This is a genomic window from Streptomyces sp. NBC_00310 (assembly GCF_036208085.1).
Classification (GTDB): domain Bacteria; phylum Actinomycetota; class Actinomycetes; order Streptomycetales; family Streptomycetaceae; genus Streptomyces.
The window spans coordinates 2,470,349-2,491,577 of sequence record NZ_CP130714.1; the positions used below are offsets into that span (position 1 = coordinate 2,470,349).

Here is a 21,229-nt window from a genome sequence, read left to right on the forward strand (position 1 = left end):
ACGTATCGGGCCACCCGTCGGGGTACAAATCGCCCTCCGACAGGGATGCCGAGCGGATGCCCCTCGGGGAACACTCGCCGCGGCCCGTCCGACGACCCGAGGTATTCCGCGTGTCGGTTCTCGTTCTTCTTCTCTCCGTGGGCGCCGCCTGCTGTCTGGGCTTCGGCTTCGTACTCCAGCAGCAGGCCGCGGCGCACGCCCCGCTGGGCGACTTCCTCTCACCCCGGCTGCTGCTCGACCTGATCCGGGTGCCGCGCTGGCTCGGCGGGATCGGGCTGATGGTGTGCGGCATGGCCCTGGGCGCGATCGCGCTCAGCCAGGGCGAGGTCACCCTCGTGGAACCGCTCCTCGCCACGAACCTCCTCTTCGCGCTCGCCCTCTCCCGCCGGCGGAACCGTCAGCCGCTGGGCCGCCAGGGCTGGGCGGGGCTGGTGCTGCTCGCGGGCGGCGTCACCGCGTTCATCGTCGCCGGGCGGCCGGAGGGCGGGGCGGCGGTCGGCGGCCCCTTCCGGCAGTGGCTGATCATCGGCGTCATGCTGGGGCTCGCGCTCCTGCTCACGGCGTACGCGAAGCGGTCCCGGCTCAGCGCCGCGCCGGTGCTCCTGGCGGTCGCGGCCGGGCTCCTCTACGGCGTCCAGGACGCGCTCACCCGGGTCAGCGGGCAGCGCTTCGCGGAGACCGGGTGGGGCGGGCTGTTCACCTCGTGGGAGCCGTACGGAGTCGTACTCCTCGGCGCGACCGGGCTGCTGCTCGTCCAGAGCGCCTTCGAGACGGCCTCGCTGCGGATGTCCCTGCCCGCGCTCACCGCCGCGCAGCCACTGGCGGGGATCGCGTGCGGCGTGGGGTTCCTCGGGGACCGGCTGCGGATGGACGCGGGGGCGCTCGCGTGGGAGGGGGTGGGGCTGGCGGGGATCGTCGTCGGGGTGGTGCTGCTCGGGATGCATCCGGCGATGCCGTGCGGCTCCGCCGGGGGGACGCGGGAGAGCTCGGGGGTGCGGGTGGGCGCCTCGTAGCTCGGGGGTGTGCGGTGGGCGCCTCATGGCTCGGGGGTGCGGGTGGGTGCCTCATAGCTCGGGGGTGTGCGGTGGGTGCCTCATAGCTCGGGGGTGTGCGGTGGGCGCCTCATGGCTCGGGGGTGCGGGTGGGTGCCTCATAGCTCGGGGGTGTGCGGTGGGCGCCTCATGGCTCGGGGGTGCGGGTGGGTGCCTCGTAGCTCGGGGGTGTGCGGTGGGCGCCTCATGGCTCGGGGGGTGCGGGTGGTGTGGCGGGTGCGGGTCCGGTGGGGGCTGGTCGCGCAGTTCCCCGCGCCCCTGAAAAGCAGGGGCTGCGCCCCGTGCTTTTCGGCCCGCAGGGCCGTCGTTTCCAGGCCCGCAGAGCCATCGTCTCCCAGTCCCGCAGGCCCGTGATTTTCCAGACCCGCAGGCCCGCCGCCTTCCAGACCCGCAGAGCCATCGTCTTCCAATCCCGCAGGCCCGTCGTCTTTCAGGCCCGCAGGGCCTGGTCTTTTAGGGGCGCGGGGAACTGCGCGAGCAGCCCCCACCGGACCCGCGGACGGACTCAGCCGCTCGACCCAGCCCCTGCTTGGATGGAGTCATGAGCGCCGCCGACGAGATCCTCGACATCGTGGACGAGAACGACCAGGTCATCGGGCAGGCCCCGCGGGGGGAGGTGTACGCCCGGGGAATGCGGCATCGGGCCGTGTTCGTGCTGGTCAGGGACGCCGAGGGGCGGGTGTTCGTGCATCGCCGTACGGCCACGAAGCTGATCTTCCCGGCGCTGTACGACATGTTCGTGGGCGGGGTCGTCGGCGCGGGCGAGTCCTACGACGACGCGGCTCTGCGTGAGGCCGAGGAGGAACTGGGCGTCACGGGGCTGCCGCGCCCCGACCCGCTCTTCAAGTTCCTGTACGACGACGGATCCGGACGGACGTGGTGGTCGGCCGTGTACGAGGTCCGCTGCGAGCTGCCGGTACACCCGCAGGTGGAGGAGGTCGCCTGGCACGGGTTCCTGGCGGAGGCCGAGGTGGAGCGGCGGCTGGACGAGTGGGAGTGGGTGCCGGACGGGGTGGCGGCCTACGAGCGACTGAGGGGGCGCAGGGCCGCGGAGTGAGGCACGAGGAGGGCGATCTACGCCGGGAAGCCGACCGGTAATGTCCTGTACGTGATCGAATTTGCACGGAACGTCCGGCTGTGGTTCGTCCCCGCGGAGGTCCGGGAGGACGGCCGAACCCCGGACTACCGGTTCTCCCTGGCCAATGAGCGGACGTTCCTGGCCTGGCTGCGCACCTCGCTCGCGCTCATCGGCGGCGGTTTCGCGGTGGACCAGTTCCTGCCGGACCTGCGCTGGGGCTGGCGCGTCGGGCTCGCGCTCGCCCTGCTGGCGGCCGGGGTGCTGTGCGCGCTGCGGGCGGTCAACCACTGGGTGCGCTGCGAGCGGGCGATGCGGCGCGGGGAGGACCTGCCGGTGTCGCGCTTCCCGGCGATGCTCAGCCTCGTGGTCGCCGTGGTCGCCGTCGCCATGGTCGCCGTCGTGCTGCTCGGGTGGGAGGGATGAGTCTCGCCTCTCCCGCCCGTGACCCGGGGCTCCAGCCCGAACGCACCCGGCTGGCCTGGCGGCGTACGACCCTTACGGGTGCCGTGATCGCCGTGCTCGCCGCGAAGTCCGCGCTGCACGGCGGGCCGTCGACGGCCGGTGTGGTGGCCGCCGCCCTGTGCGCGGTGCTGTGGCTGGGCTTCCTGGCGCTCGCCCACCGCCGCATCCACGCCCTGTCGGCCTCCCGACCGCCCGTCCTCGCGCCCCGGACCGCCGTGACGGCGGTCCTGTGCGTGATCGCCCTAGCGGTGTGCGGCGCGGCCTTGGTGTCCTGAGACCGCGCCCTGACATCCCGGGACCCCGCCGCGCGACGGGACGTGGCACAGCGACGGGAGCGATCGAGCAAACCGAAGCGGGGGCAAGCCTTGGTGTGTGCATGGGGTTTCGAAAAGGAAGAACCGGGACTTCTGTGACTAGCCTGGTCATGTCACCCCCGTACCACCGAAGGTGAGCGCGATGACCACCCTGCACCAGGAACACCCCGTCCACGACCACGCCCACGGTCCGGCCTGCGGACACACCGCCGTACCGCACGGTGACCACACCGACTACGCGCACGACGGGCATCTGCACCGCGAGCACTCCGGGCACTGGGACGAGTGCGAGCCGAAGGGGCACACCGCGCACGACGGCCACGCCCACGAGCACGGCGAGGACTGCGGGCACCCGACGGTCACGCACGGGGACCACGTGGACTACGTTGCACGACGGACACCGTCACGCCGCCCATGACGGGCACTGGGACGACCACTGACGCCACCGACGGCCGGCGGCGGGCACCAGCGGCATCACCCGCACCGTTTCCGTACACCCCGGATTCTCCCGGATCATCGCCGACTGGCAGGCTCTGTCCACCAGTTGGCGACGCTTCGGGGGATGAAGGGGTTCACTATGACCGCAGGAGAGCCGTACACCGTCGAGCTCGCGAGCGACGTGTACGCGTATGTGCAGCCGGACGGCGGGTGGTGTCTGAACAACTCCGGTTTCGTGAGTGACGGGACCACCACTCTGCTCGTGGACACGGCGGCGACGGAGCGCCGGACCCGCGCCCTGGGCGCCGCGCTCGACGCGACCGGCGTCCCGAGGCCCCGTCTCCTGGTCAACACCCACCACCACGGGGACCACACCTACGGCAACGGCTTCTTCACGCCGGCCGCCACCCTCGTCTCGCACTCGGCCTGCCGCCGTGAGGCCCTCGCCAGCGGGCAGCACCTCCATCTGCTGTGGCCGCAGACCGACTTCGGCGACGTCGGCATCCAGGGCGCGGACCTGACGTACGACGACCGCGTGACGCTCCACGTCGGTGACATCGAGGCGCAGGTCATCCACCCGGGCATCTCGCACACGGTCGGCGACTCGGTCGTCTGGCTGCCGCACCGGCGGGTGCTGTTCGCCGGGGACCTGGTCTTCGAGGGCGGAACGCCGTTCTTCCTGATGGGGTCGCTGAGCGGTTCGCTGCGGGCGCTGGCGCTGCTGCGCGAGCTGGGCGCCGAGACCGTCGTACCGGGGCACGGGCCGGTGACCGACCCGTCGGCGTTCGACAAGGCCGAGCGGTACATGCGGTTCGTGGCCGACATCGCCGAGAAGTCGCACGCGGCGGGCCTCACGCCCCTGGAAGCGGCGCGGAACACGGATCTCGGGGAGTACGCCGCGCTGCCGGAGAGCGAGCGGCTGGTGGCGAACCTGCGCCGGGCGTACGCCGAGCTGGACGGAGCACCGGAGGGCGAGGGCGTCGACCCGTTCGCCGGGTTCATGGACATGGCGACCATCAACGGCGGGGAGATGATGACCTGCCACGCGTGACGCCCGGGAGGAGTCGGCGGGCCGGGTGGCCGGGGCGCCGACGACCGGACGCCGACGACCGGGTGGGGATCCGGCTTTCCGGCCGGATCCCGTCGAGACTCCGATCACTTTCGTGTCACCCACTGGACGACATACCGACCGGTCGGCATCATGAGAGGGTCCCGGTAACCCGCGTGGAGGAGCGATGATGCACCCAGACCACCCGCCAGGTCTCGATCCCGACCGGCTCCGCGCCCTGCTCGACGCCGAGCGGCCCGGACTCGTGGGCGGCCCGCTCACCGGCCGGCTGATCGAGGGCGGGCGGTCGAACCTGACGTACGAGGTCACGGACGGCACCGCCAAGTGGGTCGTACGCCGGCCGCCGCTGGGCCATGTGCTGGCCACCGCGCACGACATGAAGCGCGAGCACCGCGTGATCAGCGCGCTGCACCCGACCAACGTACCGGTGCCGCGTCCGGTGCTGCTCTGCGAGGACGAGGACGTGCTCGGCGCGCCCTTCTACGTCATGGACTTCGTCGAGGGCACCCCCTTCCGCACCGCCGACCAGCTGGCCCCGCTGGGTCCTGAGCGCACCCGGGCCGCCGTGCTGGGCCTGGTCGACACCCTCGTCGAACTGCACGCGGTGGACCCGGCCGAGGTGGGCCTCGCCGACTTCGGGCGCCCGGAGGGCTTCCTCGACCGGCAACTGCGCCGCTGGGGCAAGCAGTTGGCCGCGTCCCGCAACCGCGAGCTGGCCGGCATCGACGAGTTGCACGCGGCCCTCGGCCTGCAGCTCCCCCCCTCCCCCGCCCCGACGGTCATCCACGGCGACTACCGGCTCGACAACGTACTGCTCGGTGACGACGACCGGATCAAGGCCATCCTCGACTGGGAGATGTCCACGCTCGGCGATCCGCTCACCGACCTGGGCCTGCTGGTGATGTACAGCGTGCCGCTCGCCATGCCCGACTCGCCCGTCTCCACGACCGCCGCGGCCGCCGGGCACCCGGATCCGGCCGAGATCGTCGAGCGGTACGCGGCCCGCTCGGGCCGTGACGTGTCCTCGGTGTCCTGGTACACGGCGTTCGCGTGGTTCAAGCTCGCCGTGATCCTGGAGGGCATCCACTACCGGTACACCCTCGGCCAGACGGTCGGCCGCGGCTTCGACCGCATCGGCGACCTGGTCCCCGTCTTCATCGAACACGGCCTGACGACTCTTCGCACCGGCTCCCAGGAAGGCTGACCAGCATGGACTTCGCATTCGACGCCCGCACGGAGGAGCTGCGTGCCAAGCTCCTCGCCTTCATGGACGAGTACGTCTACCCGGCGGAGGCCGTGGCCGAGGAGCAGCGGGCCGAGCTGGCCTCGCCGTGGGACACCCCGGCCGTGGTGGAGGACCTGAAGGCCGAGGCCCGCAGGCAGGGCCTGTGGAACCTCTTCCTGCCCGACTCCGAGTACGGGGCCGGGCTCACCAACCTCCAGTACGCGCCGCTCGCCGAGATCACGGGGCGGTCCCCGCAGCTGGCGCCGACCGCGCTGAACTGCGCCGCGCCCGACACGGGCAACATGGAGGTGCTGAGCCAGTTCGGCGACGAGGCGCAGAAGAAGCAGTGGCTGGAGCCGTTGCTCGCCGGTGAGATCCGGTCGGCCTTCGCGATGACCGAGCCGGAGGTGGCCTCCTCGGACGCCACCAACATCACCACGCTGATCGAGCGGGACGGCGACGAGTACGTCGTCAGCGGGCGCAAGTGGTACATCTCCGGGGCCATGAACCCCGACTGCCAGATCTTCATCGTGATGGGCAAGACGGACCCGAACGGGGCCGACATCCGCCGTCAGCAGTCGATGATCCTGGTCCCGCGCGACACTCCGGGCGTCACGGTGAAGCGCGCGATGCGGGTCTTCGGGTACGAGGACCACTCCCACGGCGGCCACGCCGAGGTCGTCTTCGAGGGTGCGCGGGTGCCGGCCGCCAACCTGATCGGCGAGGAGGGCGGCGGTTTCGCCATCGCGCAGGCGCGGCTCGGTCCCGGCCGCATCCACCACTGCATGCGGCTCATCGGGATGGCCGAGCGGGCGATCGAGCTGATGTGCCGGCGGGCGGTGGCGCGGGAGGCCTTCGGCAAGGCGCTGGCGCAGCAGGGGGTCGTGCACAACTGGATCGCCGATGCGCGGGTCGCGGTCGAGCAGTTGCGGCTGCTGGTGCTGAAGACGGCGTGGATGATGGACACGGTGGGCAACAAGGGGGCCCACGCGGAGATTCAGGCGATCAAGATCGCTACGCCGCGGACTGTCGTGGACATCATCGACCGGGCCATTCAGCTGCACGGCGCGGGAGGTGTCAGCCAGGACTTCCCGCTGGCCGAGCTGTACGCGGGGGCGCGGACGCTGATGATCGCGGACGGGCCCGACGAGGTGCACCAGCGGTCGCTGGCTCGACGGGAGCTGAAGCGGTACATGTGAGCGGCGGGGGGTTCGTTGTCGGGTGCGGGTCCGGTGGGGGCTGGTCGCGCAGTTCCCCGCGCCCCTGAAAGACCAGGCCCTGCGGGCCCGAGAGACCACAACCCTGCAGGCCGGAAGGCCACGGGGCTACGGGCCTGAAAGCCACGGGGCTACGGGGCTGCGAGCCGGAAGGCGACGGGGCTACCGGGCTGCGGGCCGGAAGGCCACGGGGCTCCGGGCCTGAAGGCCACAGGGCTACGGGCCCGAAGGCGACAGGGCTACGGGCCTGGAGGCCACAGGCCGGAAGGCTACGGGGCTACGGGGCTACGGACCGGAAGGCCACGGGGCTGCAGGCCGGAAGGCCACGGGGCTGCAGGCCGGAAGGCCACGGGGCTGCGGGTCGAGAAGCATGGGGCGCGGCCCCTGCTTTTCAGGGGCGCGGGGAACTGCGCGAGAAGCCCCACCGGGCCCGCGCCCGCCAGACCGACCGAACCCCCCGAGCTGTCAGGCGCCCACGCGCCCACGCGCCCAGGCGCGCACGCGCCCTACGGCCGCAGCGCGCGCAGCAGCAGGTCCGCCAAGTGGTCCGCGACCTCCTGCGGGCCCATGGGGCCATCCGGGCGGTACCACGTCGACAGGTGGTGGACCGAGCCGAAGTGGTAGTCGACCACCAGGTCGGCCGGGGTCGCCTTCGAGAAGACGCCCGCCTCCTGCCCCTCCTCCACGAGCGCACGGAAGCGCTCGTGGTAGCGGCGGCGTTCCGCGCGGACCTGCTTGTTCTTCTCGGGGCTCAGGTGGTGCATGGACCGGAAGAAGATCATCGCGTCGTCGAGGTTGTCGATGGTGGTGACGACGACATCGGCGGCGGCACCCCGCAGCCGCTCCTCGACGGGCGCGTCGGCCCCCGCGAACGCGTCGAGCCGCTCCTGCTGGATGCGCAGCACACGCGCGTACACCTCGTGCAGCAGGTCGTCCTTGGAACCGAAGTAGTGGTACAGCGCACCCTTGGTGACGCCCGCCGCCTCGACGATCTCCTGCACGGAGGTGCGGTCGTAGCCGCGCTCGGCGAAGAGCCGGGTGGCGGCGGCCAGCAGCCGCTGCGGTACGGGCGTACCGTCGCCGTCCGTCGTCCTGGGCACTGCCGCCACCTGCCTTCCGAGGTTCTGTTGTCGCCTACTGGTCGCCCGCCGGTCCTCGATCGGTTCCCCGACCGGCCGGAATCGGGCGCCCCCGCCGGAGGATCATCCCACTCTCCGGCACCCGGCCGCCGGGCAGGGCGGTCAGCCCGTCGTCTCCCACTTCCGCTGGATGTGGTTCATGTTCGTCAGCCAGCGGTCCGGATCGGCTGCCCTGGCCTGGTAGAAACCGGCCACCTCGGGGTGCGGCAGGATCAGGAAGCGGTCCTTGTCGATGCCCTCGAAGAGCGCGTCGGCGACGTCCTCCGGCTCGATCGCGGTCGGTGTGAGGACGAGGTCGCCGGCGCTGCCGGAGGCGGTCAGCATGTCGGTGCGCACCCCCTGCGGGCAGATCGCGTGGACCTTGACGCCCCGGTGCCGGTAGGTGAGGGACAACCACTCGGCGAAGGCGTACGCCCCGTGCTTGGTGACGCTGTAGGGCGCCGCGCCGATCATCGTCAGCAGCCCCGCCGCCGAGACCGTCGACACGAAACGCCCGCTGCCCCGCTCCAGCCACGCCGGCAGCAGCTCGTGGGCCGCCCTGACATGCGCCATCACGTTCACGTCCCAGGCGAGCGCCCAGACCTTCTCGTCGGCCGCCTCCGTACCGCCGGAGGCGAGTCCCGCGTTCGCGCAGTACACATCCACCGTGCCGCCCAGCGCCTCCCTCGCCTCGGCGACGATCGAGGACGCGTCCCCGGGCACCGCGATCCCGCCGATCTCGTCGGCCACGGCCTCGGCCCGGTCACCGTCCAGGTCGTTCACGACGACCCGGGCCCCTTCGGCCGCGAACCGCCGCGCCAGGGCGGCCCCGATCCCACCGCCCGCTCCTGTGACGACCACACCCGCACCCTGCACGACATCCACGATCGCTCTCCCTCGACACGACACACCCGAACGGCTCCACTGCGACTGCCAGACTAACCGGTCGGTATGTGCCAGAGAAGAGCCACTCGATACCACGTCCCGCAGGAGCGCCCGAAGGGGCGCGGGGAACTGCGCGACCAGCCACAACCGCGTGGCAGGTTACAAACCACCTGCAGGGGCGCTTAGCTTGCCTGTAGGCCGTTTCCGCGACCGCGACCCGGAGGTCACCCCATGCACCTCTCCCGCCGCACCTTCCTCGCCGCCTCCACGGCAGCCACCGCGTCCACGGCAGCCACGGCCGGCCTCACCGCCGCTCCCCCGGCCGAGGCGGCCCGCCAAGGGCTGCGCACCGGCTTCGAGCGCCTGGCGCAGGACGGCTACAAACTCCTCGGCGGCCAGAAGGTCGGCATCGTCACCAACCCCACCGGCATCACCAGGGACGCCCGCCACATCGTCGACGTGATGCACACCGACGACCGCGTGGACCTCAGAGCCGTCTTCGGCCCGGAGCACGGCTTTCGCGGCACCGCCCAGGCCGGCGGCTCCGAGGGGCGCTACGACGACCCGGCGACCGGGCTGCCCGTCTACGACACGTACCTGAAGAGCGGCCGCCCCCTCGCGGACATCTTCACCGCCTCCGGCGTGGACACCGTCGTCTTCGACATCCAGGACGTGGGCGCCCGCTTCTACACGTACATCTGGACGCTGTACGACTGCATGGAGGCGGCCCAGTCGGCCGGAAAGCGTTTCGTCGTGCTGGACCGGCCGAACCCGGTGACCGGGCGGAGCGCTCAAGGGCCCGTGCTGCACAAGGAGTTCGCCACGTTCGTCGGACGGCAGCCCATCGCGCAGGCGCACGGGATGACGGTGGCGGAGCTGGCACGGCTGTTCAACGAAGAGTTCCTGACCACGCCCGTGGCGCTGGAGACCGTACTGATGTCGGGGTGGAGGCGTTCGGGGTTCCATGACGACTCCGGGCTGCCCTGGGTGCCGCCCAGCCCCAACATGCCGACGCCGGACACCGCGCTCGTGTACTCCGGGACGTGTCTCTTCGAGGGGACGAACCTGTCGGAGGGGCGCGGCACCACGCGGCCGTTCGAGCTGCTCGGCGCGGAGGGCGTCGACCGGCGGTGGGCGGCCGCCGCGAACGAACTCGGCCTGCCCGGCGCGCACTTCAGGGAGGCGTACTTCGCGCCGACGTTCTCCAAGTTCCAGGGGAAGACCATCGGGGGCGTACAGATCCACGTCCACGACCGGGCCGCGTACGACCCCGTACGCACCGGGATCGGCCTCCTCGTGACCGCCAGGAAGGTCTGGAGCGGCTTCGCCTGGCGGCCGGACAACTGGATCGACAAGCTGACCGGTTCGGCGCGGGTGCGGACGATGATCGACGCGGGGGCGGACACGGACGAGGTCGTGGCGGGCTGGCAGGAGGAGCTGGCCGCGTTCCGCAGGGTGCGCAAGGAGTACTTGCTGTACCGGTAGTCGGCGCCAAGGGCCGTACGCGACGTACGGCCATCCTTCGCCGCCCGCAGGACCATGCGCCTGAGCGCACCACCAACGGGGGCCGAAGGGGGCTCGTCATGGCGGATCCGGGAATGAGCGTGACTCCCTACTGGGAACTGACCTTCGACGCGGACGGGGACGTGGACACCGGTCAGCGGGACCGGCTCCTCGCCGGGGTCGGGGAGCGCGGGGTCGTGGATCTGGTCGTCTTCGCACACGGCTGGAACAACGACCGGTCCGGCGCGACCCGGCTCTACAGCAGCTTCCTCGCCCCGTTCCCGGAGCTCGCGCCGAAGGCGAGGCTGGGCTACGTCGGGGTGATGTGGCCCTCGATGCGGTTCTCGGACGAGCCGATCCCGGACCTCAAGCCGGTCCCGGCCGCGGCGCCCAGCCGTCCCGCGCTCGACAAGAACACCCGGCACGCCCTGTTGGAGGTCTTCCCCGGGCGGGCCACCGTCGTCGAGCAGCTCGCCCGGCTGCTGGACCAACGACCGGACGAAGGCGCCTCGTTGGAGGAGTTCGGGCGGCTCGTACGGCTGCTGGTGGAGGTGCCGCCCCAGGGGCCGCAGGGCGCGTTCACGGCGGACACCATCACGGAGGGGGTGCCGGAGGGCACACCCGGGATGCTGTGCGGGGACGCGGTGCGGGTGTGCGCGGACTTCGCTGCGGCGCTGACGGAGGTCGAGGTCCCGGGGGTGATGACCGGGGCCGCCGTCACCCCGCCCCAGGCCTGGGACGGCGCCCATGAACTCCTGCGTCAGGCCACGTACTTCGAGATGAAGCGCCGGGCGGGGACGGTCGGCGAGCGTGGGCTGGGGCGGCTGCTCGGGCAGCTCGCGAGGACCGCGCCGCAGGTACGGGTGCACCTCGTCGGGCACAGCTTCGGCGCGCGTCTCGTGTCGTTCGCACTGCGCGGACTGCCTGAAGGGGTGCACTCCGTGAAGTCGGTGACGCTCCTTCAGGCGGCCTTCTCCCACTACGCGTTCGCGGCGCGACTGCCCCACGACGCACGCGCGAGCGGCGTGCTGAACGGTCAACAGAAGCGGATCGACGGCCCGTTGGTGTGCTGTCACTCCAAGCACGACTCGGCGCTCGGCACGATCTACCCGCTGGCCTCCCGGATGGCGGGCGACGCGCGCACCGTGCTGGGCCTGAGCGTGAACAGCCTGCTGGGCGCGAAGTGGGGCGCCCTCGGCTACGGCGGGGTGCGGGCGGTCAAGGGCACCCGGTCGTTCAAGCTGGCCGACGCCCTCAAGGCCCAGCTGCCGACAGCGGGCTGCGTGAACATCGACGCGGCGGCGGTGGTGCGGCGCGGCGGCGCGCCGTCCGGTGCCCACAGCGACATCTGCCACCGGGAGTTGGCCCGGGTGGTGCTGGCGGCGGGCCGTATCGTCTGATCCCGGCCCGCCGCCTCACTCACTCACTCACTCGCTCACTCACTCGCTCACCGGGGCTCACCTGTGCGAGGTGAACTCCACGACCTGCTGATAGGTGGGCCGGTTCTGCCAGCTGATCTTGTTGTGCTTGATGCCTCCGAGAGGCTGCTGGATGATCGAGTCGGCGCACCACTGGTCGCCCGCCGAGCAGTACTCGTCGCCGGGGTAGACCTGCGCGGCGGTCTTGCCGGCCGCCTCCTTGAGGGTGTTGATCAGGAGGGTGCGGCAGGCGCTCAGGCTGCCGCCGCCGCAGTACTGGTCCGCCAGCGGGCCCCGCACCGTCTCACCCAGCACCGAGCGGATGTCCTTGTCGACATAGCTCCACCAGCCGTACTGGAAGGAGCTGCCGGCGTGGGAGCCGGTCGGGCCGTGCGCGGCCGACGGGGACTCGTCGATGGGGAGGTTGGCGGTGATGGCGGTGTACAGGTCGGTGCCGAGGCCTGGTTCGAACTCGGCCTTCACCAACAGCGGCCACCAGGCGTCCAGGATGCGGATCGCCTCGGCGTTGGCGTAGGTCTTGGAGCCGGCGGAGGTCTCCGTGCGTTTCGAGCCGGACGTGACCCAGGTCTGGAGCTTGGCGACCGCCGCGGCGGCCGTGGAGTCCGTGACCGTGCTGCTGTTGACGACCTTCAGCAGGTCCGGGACGACGTCCTCGGCGCGCAGGTCGGCGAGGCCCGCCTCGGCCATGGCCTTCGTCAGCGAGGCCCGGGTGACGCCGCCGGCGGCGACCAGTCGCTTCACCCGGTCGTCGAGGAGGTTGCCGCGGTGGACGGAGCCGTTGCCCCAGGGGGCGGTGGTGTAGTCCTTGGCCTGCTTGTTGTTCCAGGAGATGTAGTAGTCCTGGTCGAGGGAGTTGGGGTGGGCCGAGGGGGCGGTGTAGTCGGCGGTGTTGGTGGCGGGGTTCCAGTTCCGCCACTCGTACGCCGCCTGCGCCCAGGCCGGGAACTCGGGGTCGACGTTCGCGGGGCGCACCGGGTTGTCGCCGCTGTTGTAGTACGCGGTGCGGGTGGAGTCGGCGTAGAACCAGTTGAAGGTGTAGTTGATGTTCTGGACGGCCTTCTGGAAGGTCTCGGGGCCCTTGACGTAGTCCGGGTCGTTCAGCATCTGGAAGCCGATGATCGACTCGGCCTCGTTCAGATACGAGGAGCGCAGGGTGGTGTAGGCGACCTTCTTGCCGCCGACCGTCGCGCGGTGCGTGACGGGGCCGTACTTGGTGCGCCAGACCTGCATGCGGTAGGAGCCGGCCGGGGTGTCGTCGGCGGTGGTCGGCTTCCAGGCGTTGGTCTGCTCGATCTTCTCCATGGCCGTACAGGTGCCGTGGTACAGGTAGTGCACGTCGTCCTGGCACAGTTCGACGGCGTAGGCGTCGATGATGTCCTGGCCCGAGGTGGTGGCGCTCCAGGCGTAGTCCTGGCCCCGGCCGAGTTCGACGTACATGCTCAGGCCGGCGAAGGAGGCGCCGCGGGCGCTGATCCCCGGGCCCTGGATCTCCTGGAGCATGAGCAACTGCGGGGCGAAGTAACCCGTCTGGGGCCCGAAGACGGCGACGGGGCGGCCGCTCGCGGTGTGCTCGCCGCTGACGACGAGGGCGTTGGACATGCCGCGCCGGGCGGAGCTGAGGGCGCTGTCGGTGGCCTCGGAGGAGACACTCGTCGAGGCCACCGTGGCCGCGCTGCCGGTGCGGTCGTGGACCAGCGGTTCCTCGGTGACGGTGCCATCGTCGGGAAGCGCCATGCCCTGCGGGTTCGCGGGCTTGGTGGCGTAGGGGAAGCTGCCGTCGTGGACGGTGAGGGCGGCCTCGGGGTCGTTGCGCTCGCGGAAGGACTCCCAGACCTCGGTGCCCTCGGTGACGCCGTACTTCTCCTGGGCGGCCAGCAGGGACAGGGCGTTGTTGACCTCGCCGCCGCCTCCCGAGCCGAAGAGGGCGCCGATGACGGAGGCCAGGGCGACCAGGTCGGTGGGCTTGAACTTCTCGATGGTGCCGGCGTTGGTGACGGAGTCCTTGTGGCCGGTCAGGACGTACTCGCCGGGGAAGTAGCGGCCGCTGTCGGAGGCGTCGATGTAGGCGTTGATGCCGGCGACGTAGGCGTTGACGTCGGCGAGGGCCAGCTGCCCGCGCTCGCCGTTGGAGGCCACCGCCTTGTCGATCTGGGCCTGGAGGTCGGCCTCGGTGTAGGGGGCGTGGCGCCAGAACTCCTGCTCCAGGCCCTGGTTGGACGCGGCACCGCCCGCGAACGGGGTCAGCTTGCCGCGCCCGACGTGCCGGAAGACGTCCATCAGCCACAGCCGGTCCTGGGCGGCCGCGTAGCCCGCGCCGAACTCGGTGCCGTAGCGGGTGGTGCCCGTGATGTGCGGCACACCGGTCTTCTTGTCGCGGACGATCGTGACGTCGGTGCGGCCTGCCGGGTTCAGGGTGGAGGCGACCTGGTCGGAGGCGACGCCGAAGGAGGCGTCGTTGAAGAAGGTGTTGATCGTGGAGTTGGTGAGGCCCGGGTAGCCGGTGGCCAGGTTGTTGTAGGGGCCGAGCTGGTTGCTCGCGTTCTCCGGCATGGAGCCGAAGCCCTGGTTGAGGAGGATCTGGGCGAGGGTGGCGTTGCCGTTCTGCCCGGGCGGCAGGATGTCGGAGCACTGGCCGCCGCAGTGGTCCGTCACCGCTGCCGCCTTGACGGCGTCGGCGTCGGTGTCGGCGGCCGCGGCCGGGGCAGCTGGGGAAAGAGGCGACAAAAGACCGGCAACGAGTGCGCATATGGAGGCGGCCTTGAGGAACTCCGGGAATCTACGGGGAGTTCTCACTCTGTCCGGTGCGTTGCGTGAGGTGCGTGGGGTGCGCCAGGGCATGGCAGCTCCTCCCGACGGGGGTGGGCCGGATGTTACCGCCGGTATCCCCGGCTTTGAAGATGAACATGCGTCACGTTTTTAGGATCACCGCCAACGGACAGGTGACTGACAGCGTGAACAGGTACTCAGAAGTAGTCGTAAGCAGACAAGAAGAAGTCAGAGGCAGTCAGGCGTAGGCAGGAACGGTCCGTGAACGGCTCAGCAGACGACTTATGGAGGTCATCGGAAATCGGATGGAGCCGAATCGCGTGTCGATACGTCTATTCGGCGACGTCCCCGACGACGACGCCGAAGTGACCGAAGTTCAGGTGCAGGTGTGACGGAGGTGCAGGGCGATGGCCGGTTTCCGGAGTCTGGCAAGACAGGTGCGAGATCCCAGGTGCGATCTGGCACTGCGGCGCTATTCGCTGCGCAAGTGCCTTGAGCGGTTCGCCCCCTACGGACATCGGGCGACCTGGGACCACTTGTGCTCACGGGCCGGGTTCGGCCCCGAGGACCGCGACCCCGATCCAGCGCGGCTCGTGGCCGCACTGGACGAGTTGGAGGAGGCCCGCTCCGTCTGGCTCGACTACGAGGTGCAGTTCGCGCAGCGCCGCAAGAAGGAGAAGCACGACGGGCTGCGCAGGCCGGGCAGTGTCGACGACTGGCACCGGCTGACCTGGGGCGGGTTCGGAGTCGCCTGGTGCGACGACCCGAAGGTCCATCCCGATGGACCGATGGCGGAGGTGCTGCGCCGGCTCATCGCCGCGCTGGAGCGCGAACCGGGCTCGACCTGCCCGGTGTGCGAGGGCGAGCGCCTCGTCTGGATGTACGACCTGGCCCACGAACCGTCCTCGGGCCCGGTCTGCACGGAATGCGGAATCGTGGTGCCACGGCCGGTGCTCACCTCCGAGGCCCTGGCGGAGTCCAGGCGCGGACGGCTGCTGGTCTCGGCCTAGCGCGGCGGGGGTGCGCCGGGGATGCCGCACCCCCGTGTATGAGCGGCGCGCACGACCGGAGTGACAGATACGGGCCCGATGCCCGCGCGGACACCTACGGCTTCTTGACGTCCGTGTGGATGGCGAGCTTGAACTCGGCGAGGGTCAGCGTCGTGGCCCGCTTGGTGTCCCCCGCCCCACGCGCGGATATCTTCAGTCCGAGCGGCATGCCCTGGTGGACGAACATCTGCCATGTGTAGGTGCGGAACTGCCCGCCCCGGGTGAGGGCGCTGTCCGTGGTACCCGTGGAGTCGTACTTCTTCTTCGTCAGGTTCAGCGGATCGCGCACGAAACGGGCCCGGTACTCCAGCGTCAGGGGGTCCGCCTCCCAGAACACCATCGCCGACAGCACGCCCCAGCCGTCGTGGCTGGGCCAGATCAGTCCGGAGCGCGGGTCGGGGAACTTCGACGCGGTCGCGCCACCGTTCGCCGGGTCGTGCATCTTCCAAGGGTCGTACGACTCCTCGGTCTTCTCGTACGGGAAGCGCACCAGGTGGTAGCCGTCCGAGTCGTAGGTGATCCGCTGCACCCCGGAGTGCGCCTTCTCCCACTTCAGCGAACAAATGACGACGCTCATCCACGTCCCTCCACTTGCCGGAGGGCACACCGCGAGGCCCTCTCTGTGTTCATGACACAGTCTCGGCGAAAGCGGTTGCGCGGGAGAGGCGGCTCTCGGGGGCACCGTCAGTCGATACCGAGAGCCGTGTCCACGTTCCGCGGAGACCAACGCTCGTCGTACGGCAGCGCGATGAGGGCGACACGTGCGGCGAGGGCCGACTCGCCCAGGGCCACGAGCCGTGCGTGGGCGCTCCGGACCAGCCACGCCCCGAGCTCCCGTACGCCGTTGTCCGGGACGTGGTCGTACCAGTGGAGCGGCGAATCGTCGACGAGCAGGTCGCGGGCCCAGGCACGGGACCGGTTCACGAGGTGGGTGTCGGCCACGGGATGTATCGGCCACCGGTCCAGGAAGACAGTCGCCGATCCGCCGATACCGGCGCAGGTCGCCAGTACGTCGTCGAGCGAGTACGGCGGCTCCGGCGTCAGCAGCATCGCCTCCCACCACGCGTACAGGAACGCCTCGATGGCGGCGGCCTGCTCGGCGGGCCATGTGCGCCAGTCCGTCCGGCTCAGCCCGTGGCGTCCCGATCCGATGTCGAAGCCGCCGTCCGCCATGGCCCGTGCCGTCTGCGGCAGCAGGCGGCGCATCACCGCGTCGTGGTCCTCGTAGTGGTCGCGCACCTTGTGGACGAAGGTGTGCAGCTCGTCCCTGGGCAACGGGACGTGCGGGACGCGCAGCAACGCCACCGCCTCGGGTGAGAAGCAGCGGTCGCATCCCGTCTCGGTGGGACTGGCGAAGCCGGCGAAGACGTGGTCGATGTCCGCGAGGGCGGCGTCGAGGGCGGGTGAACACATGGGAGTGATCCCGTCGGTACTCCGCGCCGGGCGGGCGGGTGCTCCGTGTCCGCCGGCCGAAGATCGCGACCCTACCAGCCGCAAATCCCCTCGCTCCACCCCTTTCCCGTACGGACAGTTGGGGGCGATGAAACAGCCCTGAGCGCCCCAGGAAACCCGAGGAGAGCCCCGATGTCGACGCTGCGCGTCACCGCCGAAGTGCTGACGATCCACGAACACCCGAACGCCGACGCGCTCGAACTGGCCCAGGTGGGCCTGTACCGAGCCGTCGTGGCGAAGGGCGCGTACCGCACCGGTGACACCGCCGTCTACATCCCGGAGCAGTCCGTGCTCCCGGCCGCGCTGATCGAGGAGCTGGGGCTGACCGGACGGCTCGCCGGCGGCAGGTCGGACCGGGTGAAGGCGGTACGGCTGCGGGGCGAGCTGTCGCAGGGCATCGTCTGCCGGCCACGGGAGCTCGCGGACGTGGACCTCACGGCCGCCGTCACGGAGGGCACGGACTTCGCGGAGCGGCTCGGCATCGTCAAGTGGGTGCCGCCGATCCCGCCCACGATGAGCGGCGAGGTCGAGTCGGCGCCGGATCTGCTGCCCTGGGTCGACATCGAGAACATCCAGCGCTATCCCGACATCTTCGCGCCCGGCGAGCGGATCGTCCTGACGGAGAAGCTGCACGGAACGGCCTGCCTGGTGACGTACTTCGCCGAGGACGGCCGCGTCCAGGTGTCCTCGAAGGGCTTCGGCGCCAAGTCCCTCGCGCTGAAGGAGGACCCGCGCAACCTGTACTGGCGTGCCGTCCACGGCCACCGGGTCACCGAGGCCTCGGCCCGGCTCGCCGAACGGCTCGGGGCACGCCGGGTCGGGATCTTCGGCGAGGTGTACGGCGCCGGGGTGCAGGACCTGACGTACGGCGCCGACGGCCGGCGCGACACGCTCGGGTACGCCGTGTTCGACGTCTCGGCGGAGATCGACGGCGAGGTGCGCTGGCTCGGCTCGGCGGAGCTGTCCGAGCTGCTGGACGGCGAACTGCCGCTGGTACCGAGGCTGTACGAGGGCCCGTACTCCATCGACCGGGTCCTGGAGGTGGCCACCGGCCGGGAGACGGTCTCCGGGCGCGATCTGCATCTGCGCGAGGGCGTCGTGATCCGGCCGGCCACCGAGCGGTACAGCCCGGTGACCGGCGGGCGGGCCGTCGCGAAGGCGGTCAGCCCGGCGTATCTGACCCGTAAGGGCGGCACCGAGTACGAGTGAGACCGGACCCCCACGGGATCTTCGGGGGACTCGTGGGGGTCCGGGAGCCCGGGAGTCGCTCAGCGGCAGCTCCTGGGCTCCTGCTCGTCGGCCGTCCGCCGCGACGGCCCCCCTCCGCTACGGGGCGTCTGCCGTACGGCGGCGGGCCGGCGCTCGACGAGGAGGCGGGAGCCGCTCTGCCGTTCACCGAAGACGTCGTCGGGGTTGGACAGCACGCAGGTGTCCATCGACAGGCAGCCGCAGCCGATGCAGTCGGTGAGGTGGTCGCGCAACCGGTTGAGCTGCTTGATCCGCTCGTCCAGCTCGGACCGCCAGACCTCGGAGAGATGGGCCCAGTCCTCGCGGGTCGGCGTCCGCCCCTCGGGCAGCTCGGCGAGCGCCTCGCGGATCGTGGCGAGCGGGATGCCGACGCGCTGCGCGGCCCGGACGAAGGCGACGCGGCGCAGGGTGTCCCGGCTGTAGCGGCGTTGGTTTCCCGTCGTACGGCGGCTGCTGATCAGTCCCTTGGACTCGTAGAAGTGCAGCGCGGAGACGGCGGCACCGCTGCGGGCCGACAGCTGGCCGACGGTCAACTCGTGGATCTTCTCAGGGATCTGGGGCACCCCTCCGACCCTACCCATACCCGGTGGCGCCGCCGTCCGTTGACAGGGGACGCGCGGCCGACCATGCTAAGCAGTTGCTTAGGCATGCGGGGATGCGTGCCGACATGGTTGACACGGATGCGCGGGCATCCGGGATGCGGGAGGCCGGGACATGGCAGAGCCGAGGATCTTCACGTCCGCCGAGGAACTCAAGGCGGCGGTGGGCGAGCAGCTGGGCCACAGCGAGTGGCTGGAGGTCGACCAGAAGCGCATCGACCTCTTCGCCGAGGCGACCGGCGACCACCAGTGGATCCATGTCGACCCCGAGAAGGCCGCGGCGGGCCCCTTCGGCACGACCATCGCGCACGGCTATCTGACGCTGTCGCTGCTCCCCCTGCTGGTGCCGCAGATCCTCAAGGTCGACAACGTCAGGATGGGTGTCAACTACGGCACCAACAAGGTCCGTTTCCCGGCGCCGGTGCCGGTCGGTTCGCGGCTGCGCGCGACGGCGACCCTCCAGGACGTCACGGAGGTGGGCGGAGGTGTCCAGGTCTCGGCCGCGGTCGTCGTGGAGCGCGAGGGCGGGGACAAGCCGGTGTGCGTGGCGGAGTCGGTGTCCCGGTACTACTTCTGAGGGCCGGCCGCCGGGCCGACGGTGAAGTGGCGCGGCGGTCGTGACCGCCGCGCCACGGGTGTGCCCGCTAGGGCGCGACGGCGCGGCCGGTCTGCGGGGAGATCATCCCGGCACACAGGCCCCGGCCGGTCAGACCCTGTGCGATGCGCGGGATTGCCGCCAGCGTGTTCGCGGACCAGTCGTGCATGAGGATGATCTGGCCGTGGGTGAGGCGGGCGGCGGCCTGCACGATCGCGTCCGTGGAGGCGCCGTTCCAGTCCCGGGAGTCGACGTCCCAGATGATCTGGGTCAGGCCGTACTTGGCCGCGACCGACTTCACCGTCGCGTTGGTCTCGCCGTACGGCGGCCGGAACAGCTTCGGGGTGCCGCCGCCCGCGCCCGCGATCGCCTGCTGGGTGCGGGAGATCTCCGAGTCGATCTGCGCCTGGCCGAGCCCGGTCAGATGCGGGTGGGTGTAGCTGTGGTTGGCCACCCACATCCCGGCGGCGACCTGGGCCCGGACCTGCGCCGGGTTGGCGGCGGCGTACTGGCCCTGGTTGAACATCGTGGCCCGCAGCCCGTTCCGCTGCAGCGCGCCGAGCAGGGCCGACGTGTTGCCGGACGGGCCGTCGTCGAAGGTGAGCCCGACGTACCCGTTGCAGGCTCCGGCGCGCGCCGGAGCCGCCGCGGCGGCCGTGAGCGCGAGGGGGACGGCACTCGCGACGGCCGTCGCGACGACGGCCAACCGCTTCCCCAGGACACGGAACGAGCGGCGCGGTCCGGTGTTCACGGCGCCACCGTGATGGTGGAGTTGCCGCTGCTCCGATATCCCTCGGTGGCCATGATCATGTAGTACCTGAAGCTGCCGAGGGGCATTCCGGCGCGGGCCCAGGCGTCGAAGTGGTTGCCGGTGGTGATGGCGCCACCCGTCCGCCGGGACTGACGGACGCTCCAGTACTGGTCGAAGGTACGGGTCCCCTCGACGGACGGAGCGTTGTACCGCGTCGTCCTGTAGATGTCGTACGTGCCGCCGTCGCTGGTGACCGTGCCCTTGTACGTTCCCGTGGGCCGGTAGGTGCCCCAGTTGTCGACGATGTAGTACTCGATGAGCGGACTGGTCGTCCAGCCGTAGAGGGTCAGGTAGGCGTTGCCGGACGGATTGAACGTGCCCGAATAGGTCACGGTCCTGCGGGAGCCGTTGCTCCAGCCCTTGCCGGCGACGAAGTTCCCGGTGTTGCTCCAGGAGGTCCGGTAGCTGCCGCCGGAGGCCAGGGTCATGGAGACCGTGCCCGGGGCGTCGGTCCAGAAGGAGTAGTAGAAGCCGTTGTTGGTGCCGGTCTGGTTGGTGGTGACGACCGTGTCCGCGTGGGCGGTGCCGGGCAGGGCCACCGCGGTCGCGGCGGCCAGGGCGGTCGCACCGAGACCGCCCATGAAGAGCCTACGGCTCGGGGGCGGGGTGGGAGTGGGTCGGGGTGCGGGTGCGTCGTTCATACGCGCGCGTCCTCCTCGGGCTCGTGGGGTTCGCCCTTTCACCCAGGGAGTGTTGGCCTGCCCCTGTCAACTGTCAATAGTTTCGACACCCACCCCGAAACATTCGATCCAGTCGGAGGGCGGGAGAGAGTCCATAACCCCAGCTCAATAAGCATGAGCACACGCTCGAATGAGGGACAATATCAACAGCCCCAATTCGCCACCTATGCAGTGCGCGCAGATACTTCGAATGTTTCGAAGAGGATTCCGATCGCGCCAAGATCGGCCG

Annotated in this window: 20 protein-coding genes and 1 pseudogene; 13 read left to right on the forward strand and 8 right to left on the reverse strand. The window is 70.8% G+C overall.

Annotated elements, in window-relative coordinates; genetic code table 11:
- Positions 1-110 precede the first annotated feature (110 nt).
- From OG202_RS10900 to OG202_RS10935, 8 genes and pseudogenes are all read left to right on the forward strand, one after another.
- Positions 111-1,013: a DMT family transporter gene (locus tag OG202_RS10900; protein ID WP_328222636.1), complete on the forward strand. Its 903-nt coding sequence runs from the start codon at positions 111-113 to the stop codon at positions 1,011-1,013.
- 580 nt (positions 1,014-1,593) lie between these two features.
- A complete protein-coding gene (locus OG202_RS10905; RefSeq protein ID WP_327730459.1) occupies positions 1,594-2,109 on the forward strand; it encodes an NUDIX hydrolase in 516 nt (171 codons plus the stop codon).
- Between the two features lie 51 nt (positions 2,110-2,160).
- Positions 2,161-2,553: a YidH family protein gene (locus OG202_RS10910; protein ID WP_326583919.1), complete on the forward strand. Its 393-nt coding sequence runs from the start codon at positions 2,161-2,163 to the stop codon at positions 2,551-2,553.
- Positions 2,550-2,867 (forward strand): DUF202 domain-containing protein, encoded by a 318-nt coding sequence (locus tag OG202_RS10915; RefSeq protein ID WP_326583918.1) that lies wholly within the window; start codon positions 2,550-2,552, stop codon positions 2,865-2,867. The genes OG202_RS10910 and OG202_RS10915 overlap by 4 nt, the downstream gene beginning before the upstream one ends.
- Before the next feature lie 181 nt (positions 2,868-3,048).
- A pseudogene (locus OG202_RS10920) lies at positions 3,049-3,346 on the forward strand (hypothetical protein).
- A gap of 137 nt (positions 3,347-3,483) precedes the next feature.
- Positions 3,484-4,395 (forward strand): MBL fold metallo-hydrolase, encoded by a 912-nt coding sequence (locus tag OG202_RS10925; protein WP_328222637.1) that lies wholly within the window; start codon positions 3,484-3,486, stop codon positions 4,393-4,395.
- Positions 4,396-4,582: 187 nt separating this feature from the next.
- The gene (locus OG202_RS10930; RefSeq protein ID WP_328224667.1) at positions 4,583-5,617 is read left to right on the forward strand and encodes a phosphotransferase family protein; all 1,035 of its coding nucleotides are present in this window, start codon (positions 4,583-4,585) and stop codon (positions 5,615-5,617) included.
- A gap of 5 nt (positions 5,618-5,622) precedes the next feature.
- Positions 5,623-6,837: an acyl-CoA dehydrogenase family protein gene (locus OG202_RS10935; protein WP_328222638.1), complete on the forward strand. Its 1,215-nt coding sequence runs from the start codon at positions 5,623-5,625 to the stop codon at positions 6,835-6,837.
- A gap of 524 nt (positions 6,838-7,361) precedes the next feature.
- Here OG202_RS10935 and OG202_RS10940 read toward each other — a convergent pair.
- Positions 7,362-7,955, reverse strand: a complete 594-nt coding sequence (locus tag OG202_RS10940) for a TetR/AcrR family transcriptional regulator (protein WP_326583914.1) — start codon at positions 7,953-7,955, stop codon at positions 7,362-7,364.
- Positions 7,956-8,096: 141 nt separating this feature from the next.
- Positions 8,097-8,861 (reverse strand): SDR family oxidoreductase, encoded by a 765-nt coding sequence (locus OG202_RS10945; protein WP_327732296.1) that lies wholly within the window; start codon positions 8,859-8,861, stop codon positions 8,097-8,099.
- 228 nt (positions 8,862-9,089) lie between these two features.
- Here OG202_RS10945 and OG202_RS10950 point away from each other — a divergent pair, with 228 nt between their 5' ends.
- Complete coding sequence (locus tag OG202_RS10950; protein WP_327730456.1) at positions 9,090-10,343, forward strand: exo-beta-N-acetylmuramidase NamZ family protein; 1,254 nt, start codon at positions 9,090-9,092, stop codon at positions 10,341-10,343.
- A gap of 98 nt (positions 10,344-10,441) precedes the next feature.
- A complete protein-coding gene (locus OG202_RS10955; protein ID WP_328222639.1) occupies positions 10,442-11,761 on the forward strand; it encodes a serine-threonine protein kinase in 1,320 nt (439 codons plus the stop codon).
- A 57-nt stretch (positions 11,762-11,818) separates the two neighbouring features.
- Here the strand turns inward: OG202_RS10955 and OG202_RS10960 are convergent, their stop codons facing one another.
- On the reverse strand, positions 11,819-14,638 hold the full coding sequence (locus OG202_RS10960; protein ID WP_328222640.1) for a penicillin acylase family protein: 2,820 nt from the start codon (positions 14,636-14,638) through the stop codon (positions 11,819-11,821).
- 335 nt (positions 14,639-14,973) lie between these two features.
- Here OG202_RS10960 and OG202_RS10965 point away from each other — a divergent pair, with 335 nt between their 5' ends.
- Positions 14,974-15,576, forward strand: coding sequence for a hypothetical protein (locus tag OG202_RS10965; protein ID WP_326583910.1), 603 nt, complete (start codon positions 14,974-14,976; stop codon positions 15,574-15,576).
- Between the two features lie 94 nt (positions 15,577-15,670).
- Here the strand turns inward: OG202_RS10965 and OG202_RS10970 are convergent, their stop codons facing one another.
- The gene (locus tag OG202_RS10970; RefSeq protein WP_327730453.1) at positions 15,671-16,192 is read right to left on the reverse strand and encodes a hypothetical protein; all 522 of its coding nucleotides are present in this window, start codon (positions 16,190-16,192) and stop codon (positions 15,671-15,673) included.
- A gap of 107 nt (positions 16,193-16,299) precedes the next feature.
- A complete protein-coding gene (locus tag OG202_RS10975; RefSeq protein ID WP_327730452.1) occupies positions 16,300-17,028 on the reverse strand; it encodes a hypothetical protein in 729 nt (242 codons plus the stop codon).
- A 171-nt stretch (positions 17,029-17,199) separates the two neighbouring features.
- Between OG202_RS10975 and OG202_RS10980 the strand changes: the two genes are divergently transcribed.
- Positions 17,200-18,276, forward strand: a complete 1,077-nt coding sequence (locus OG202_RS10980) for an RNA ligase (ATP) (RefSeq protein WP_328222641.1) — start codon at positions 17,200-17,202, stop codon at positions 18,274-18,276.
- Between the two features lie 59 nt (positions 18,277-18,335).
- On the opposite strand, the gene soxR is transcribed toward OG202_RS10980, so the two are convergent.
- Positions 18,336-18,878, reverse strand: coding sequence for a redox-sensitive transcriptional activator SoxR (gene soxR, locus OG202_RS10985; protein WP_327730450.1), 543 nt, complete (start codon positions 18,876-18,878; stop codon positions 18,336-18,338).
- A 151-nt stretch (positions 18,879-19,029) separates the two neighbouring features.
- Here soxR and OG202_RS10990 point away from each other — a divergent pair, with 151 nt between their 5' ends.
- On the forward strand, positions 19,030-19,491 hold the full coding sequence (locus OG202_RS10990; RefSeq protein ID WP_327730449.1) for a MaoC family dehydratase: 462 nt from the start codon (positions 19,030-19,032) through the stop codon (positions 19,489-19,491).
- 67 nt (positions 19,492-19,558) lie between these two features.
- On the opposite strand, the gene OG202_RS10995 is transcribed toward OG202_RS10990, so the two are convergent.
- Both OG202_RS10995 and OG202_RS11000 read right to left on the reverse strand, forming a co-directional pair.
- Positions 19,559-20,260, reverse strand: a complete 702-nt coding sequence (locus tag OG202_RS10995; RefSeq protein ID WP_328222642.1) for a polysaccharide deacetylase family protein — start codon at positions 20,258-20,260, stop codon at positions 19,559-19,561.
- Positions 20,257-20,961 carry a glycoside hydrolase family 11 protein gene (locus tag OG202_RS11000; RefSeq protein ID WP_326583903.1) on the reverse strand — a complete coding sequence of 235 codons (705 nt, stop codon included), beginning with the start codon at positions 20,959-20,961 and terminating at the stop codon, positions 20,257-20,259. The genes OG202_RS10995 and OG202_RS11000 overlap by 4 nt, the downstream gene beginning before the upstream one ends.
- Between the last annotated feature and the right edge of the window lie 268 nt (positions 20,962-21,229).

Coding starts and splice junctions, on each gene's coding strand:
- OG202_RS10905 (WP_327730459.1), top strand. CDS start 1,594: ATGAGCGCCGCCGACGAGATCCTCGACATCGTGGACGAGAACGACCAG.
- OG202_RS10915 (WP_326583918.1), top strand. CDS start 2,550: ATGAGTCTCGCCTCTCCCGCCCGTGACCCGGGGCTCCAGCCCGAACGC.
- OG202_RS10925 (WP_328222637.1), top strand. CDS start 3,484: ATGACCGCAGGAGAGCCGTACACCGTCGAGCTCGCGAGCGACGTGTAC.
- OG202_RS10930 (WP_328224667.1), top strand. CDS start 4,583: ATGCACCCAGACCACCCGCCAGGTCTCGATCCCGACCGGCTCCGCGCC.
- OG202_RS10935 (WP_328222638.1), top strand. CDS start 5,623: ATGGACTTCGCATTCGACGCCCGCACGGAGGAGCTGCGTGCCAAGCTC.
- OG202_RS10950 (WP_327730456.1), top strand. CDS start 9,090: ATGCACCTCTCCCGCCGCACCTTCCTCGCCGCCTCCACGGCAGCCACC.
- OG202_RS10955 (WP_328222639.1), top strand. CDS start 10,442: ATGGCGGATCCGGGAATGAGCGTGACTCCCTACTGGGAACTGACCTTC.
- OG202_RS10960 (WP_328222640.1), bottom strand. CDS start 14,638: ATGCCCTGGCGCACCCCACGCACCTCACGCAACGCACCGGACAGAGTG.
- OG202_RS10965 (WP_326583910.1), top strand. CDS start 14,974: ATGGCCGGTTTCCGGAGTCTGGCAAGACAGGTGCGAGATCCCAGGTGC.
- OG202_RS10970 (WP_327730453.1), bottom strand. CDS start 16,192: ATGAGCGTCGTCATTTGTTCGCTGAAGTGGGAGAAGGCGCACTCCGGG.
- OG202_RS10975 (WP_327730452.1), bottom strand. CDS start 17,028: ATGTGTTCACCCGCCCTCGACGCCGCCCTCGCGGACATCGACCACGTC.
- OG202_RS10980 (WP_328222641.1), top strand. CDS start 17,200: ATGTCGACGCTGCGCGTCACCGCCGAAGTGCTGACGATCCACGAACAC.
- OG202_RS10990 (WP_327730449.1), top strand. CDS start 19,030: ATGGCAGAGCCGAGGATCTTCACGTCCGCCGAGGAACTCAAGGCGGCG.
- OG202_RS11000 (WP_326583903.1), bottom strand. CDS start 20,961: ATGAACGACGCACCCGCACCCCGACCCACTCCCACCCCGCCCCCGAGC.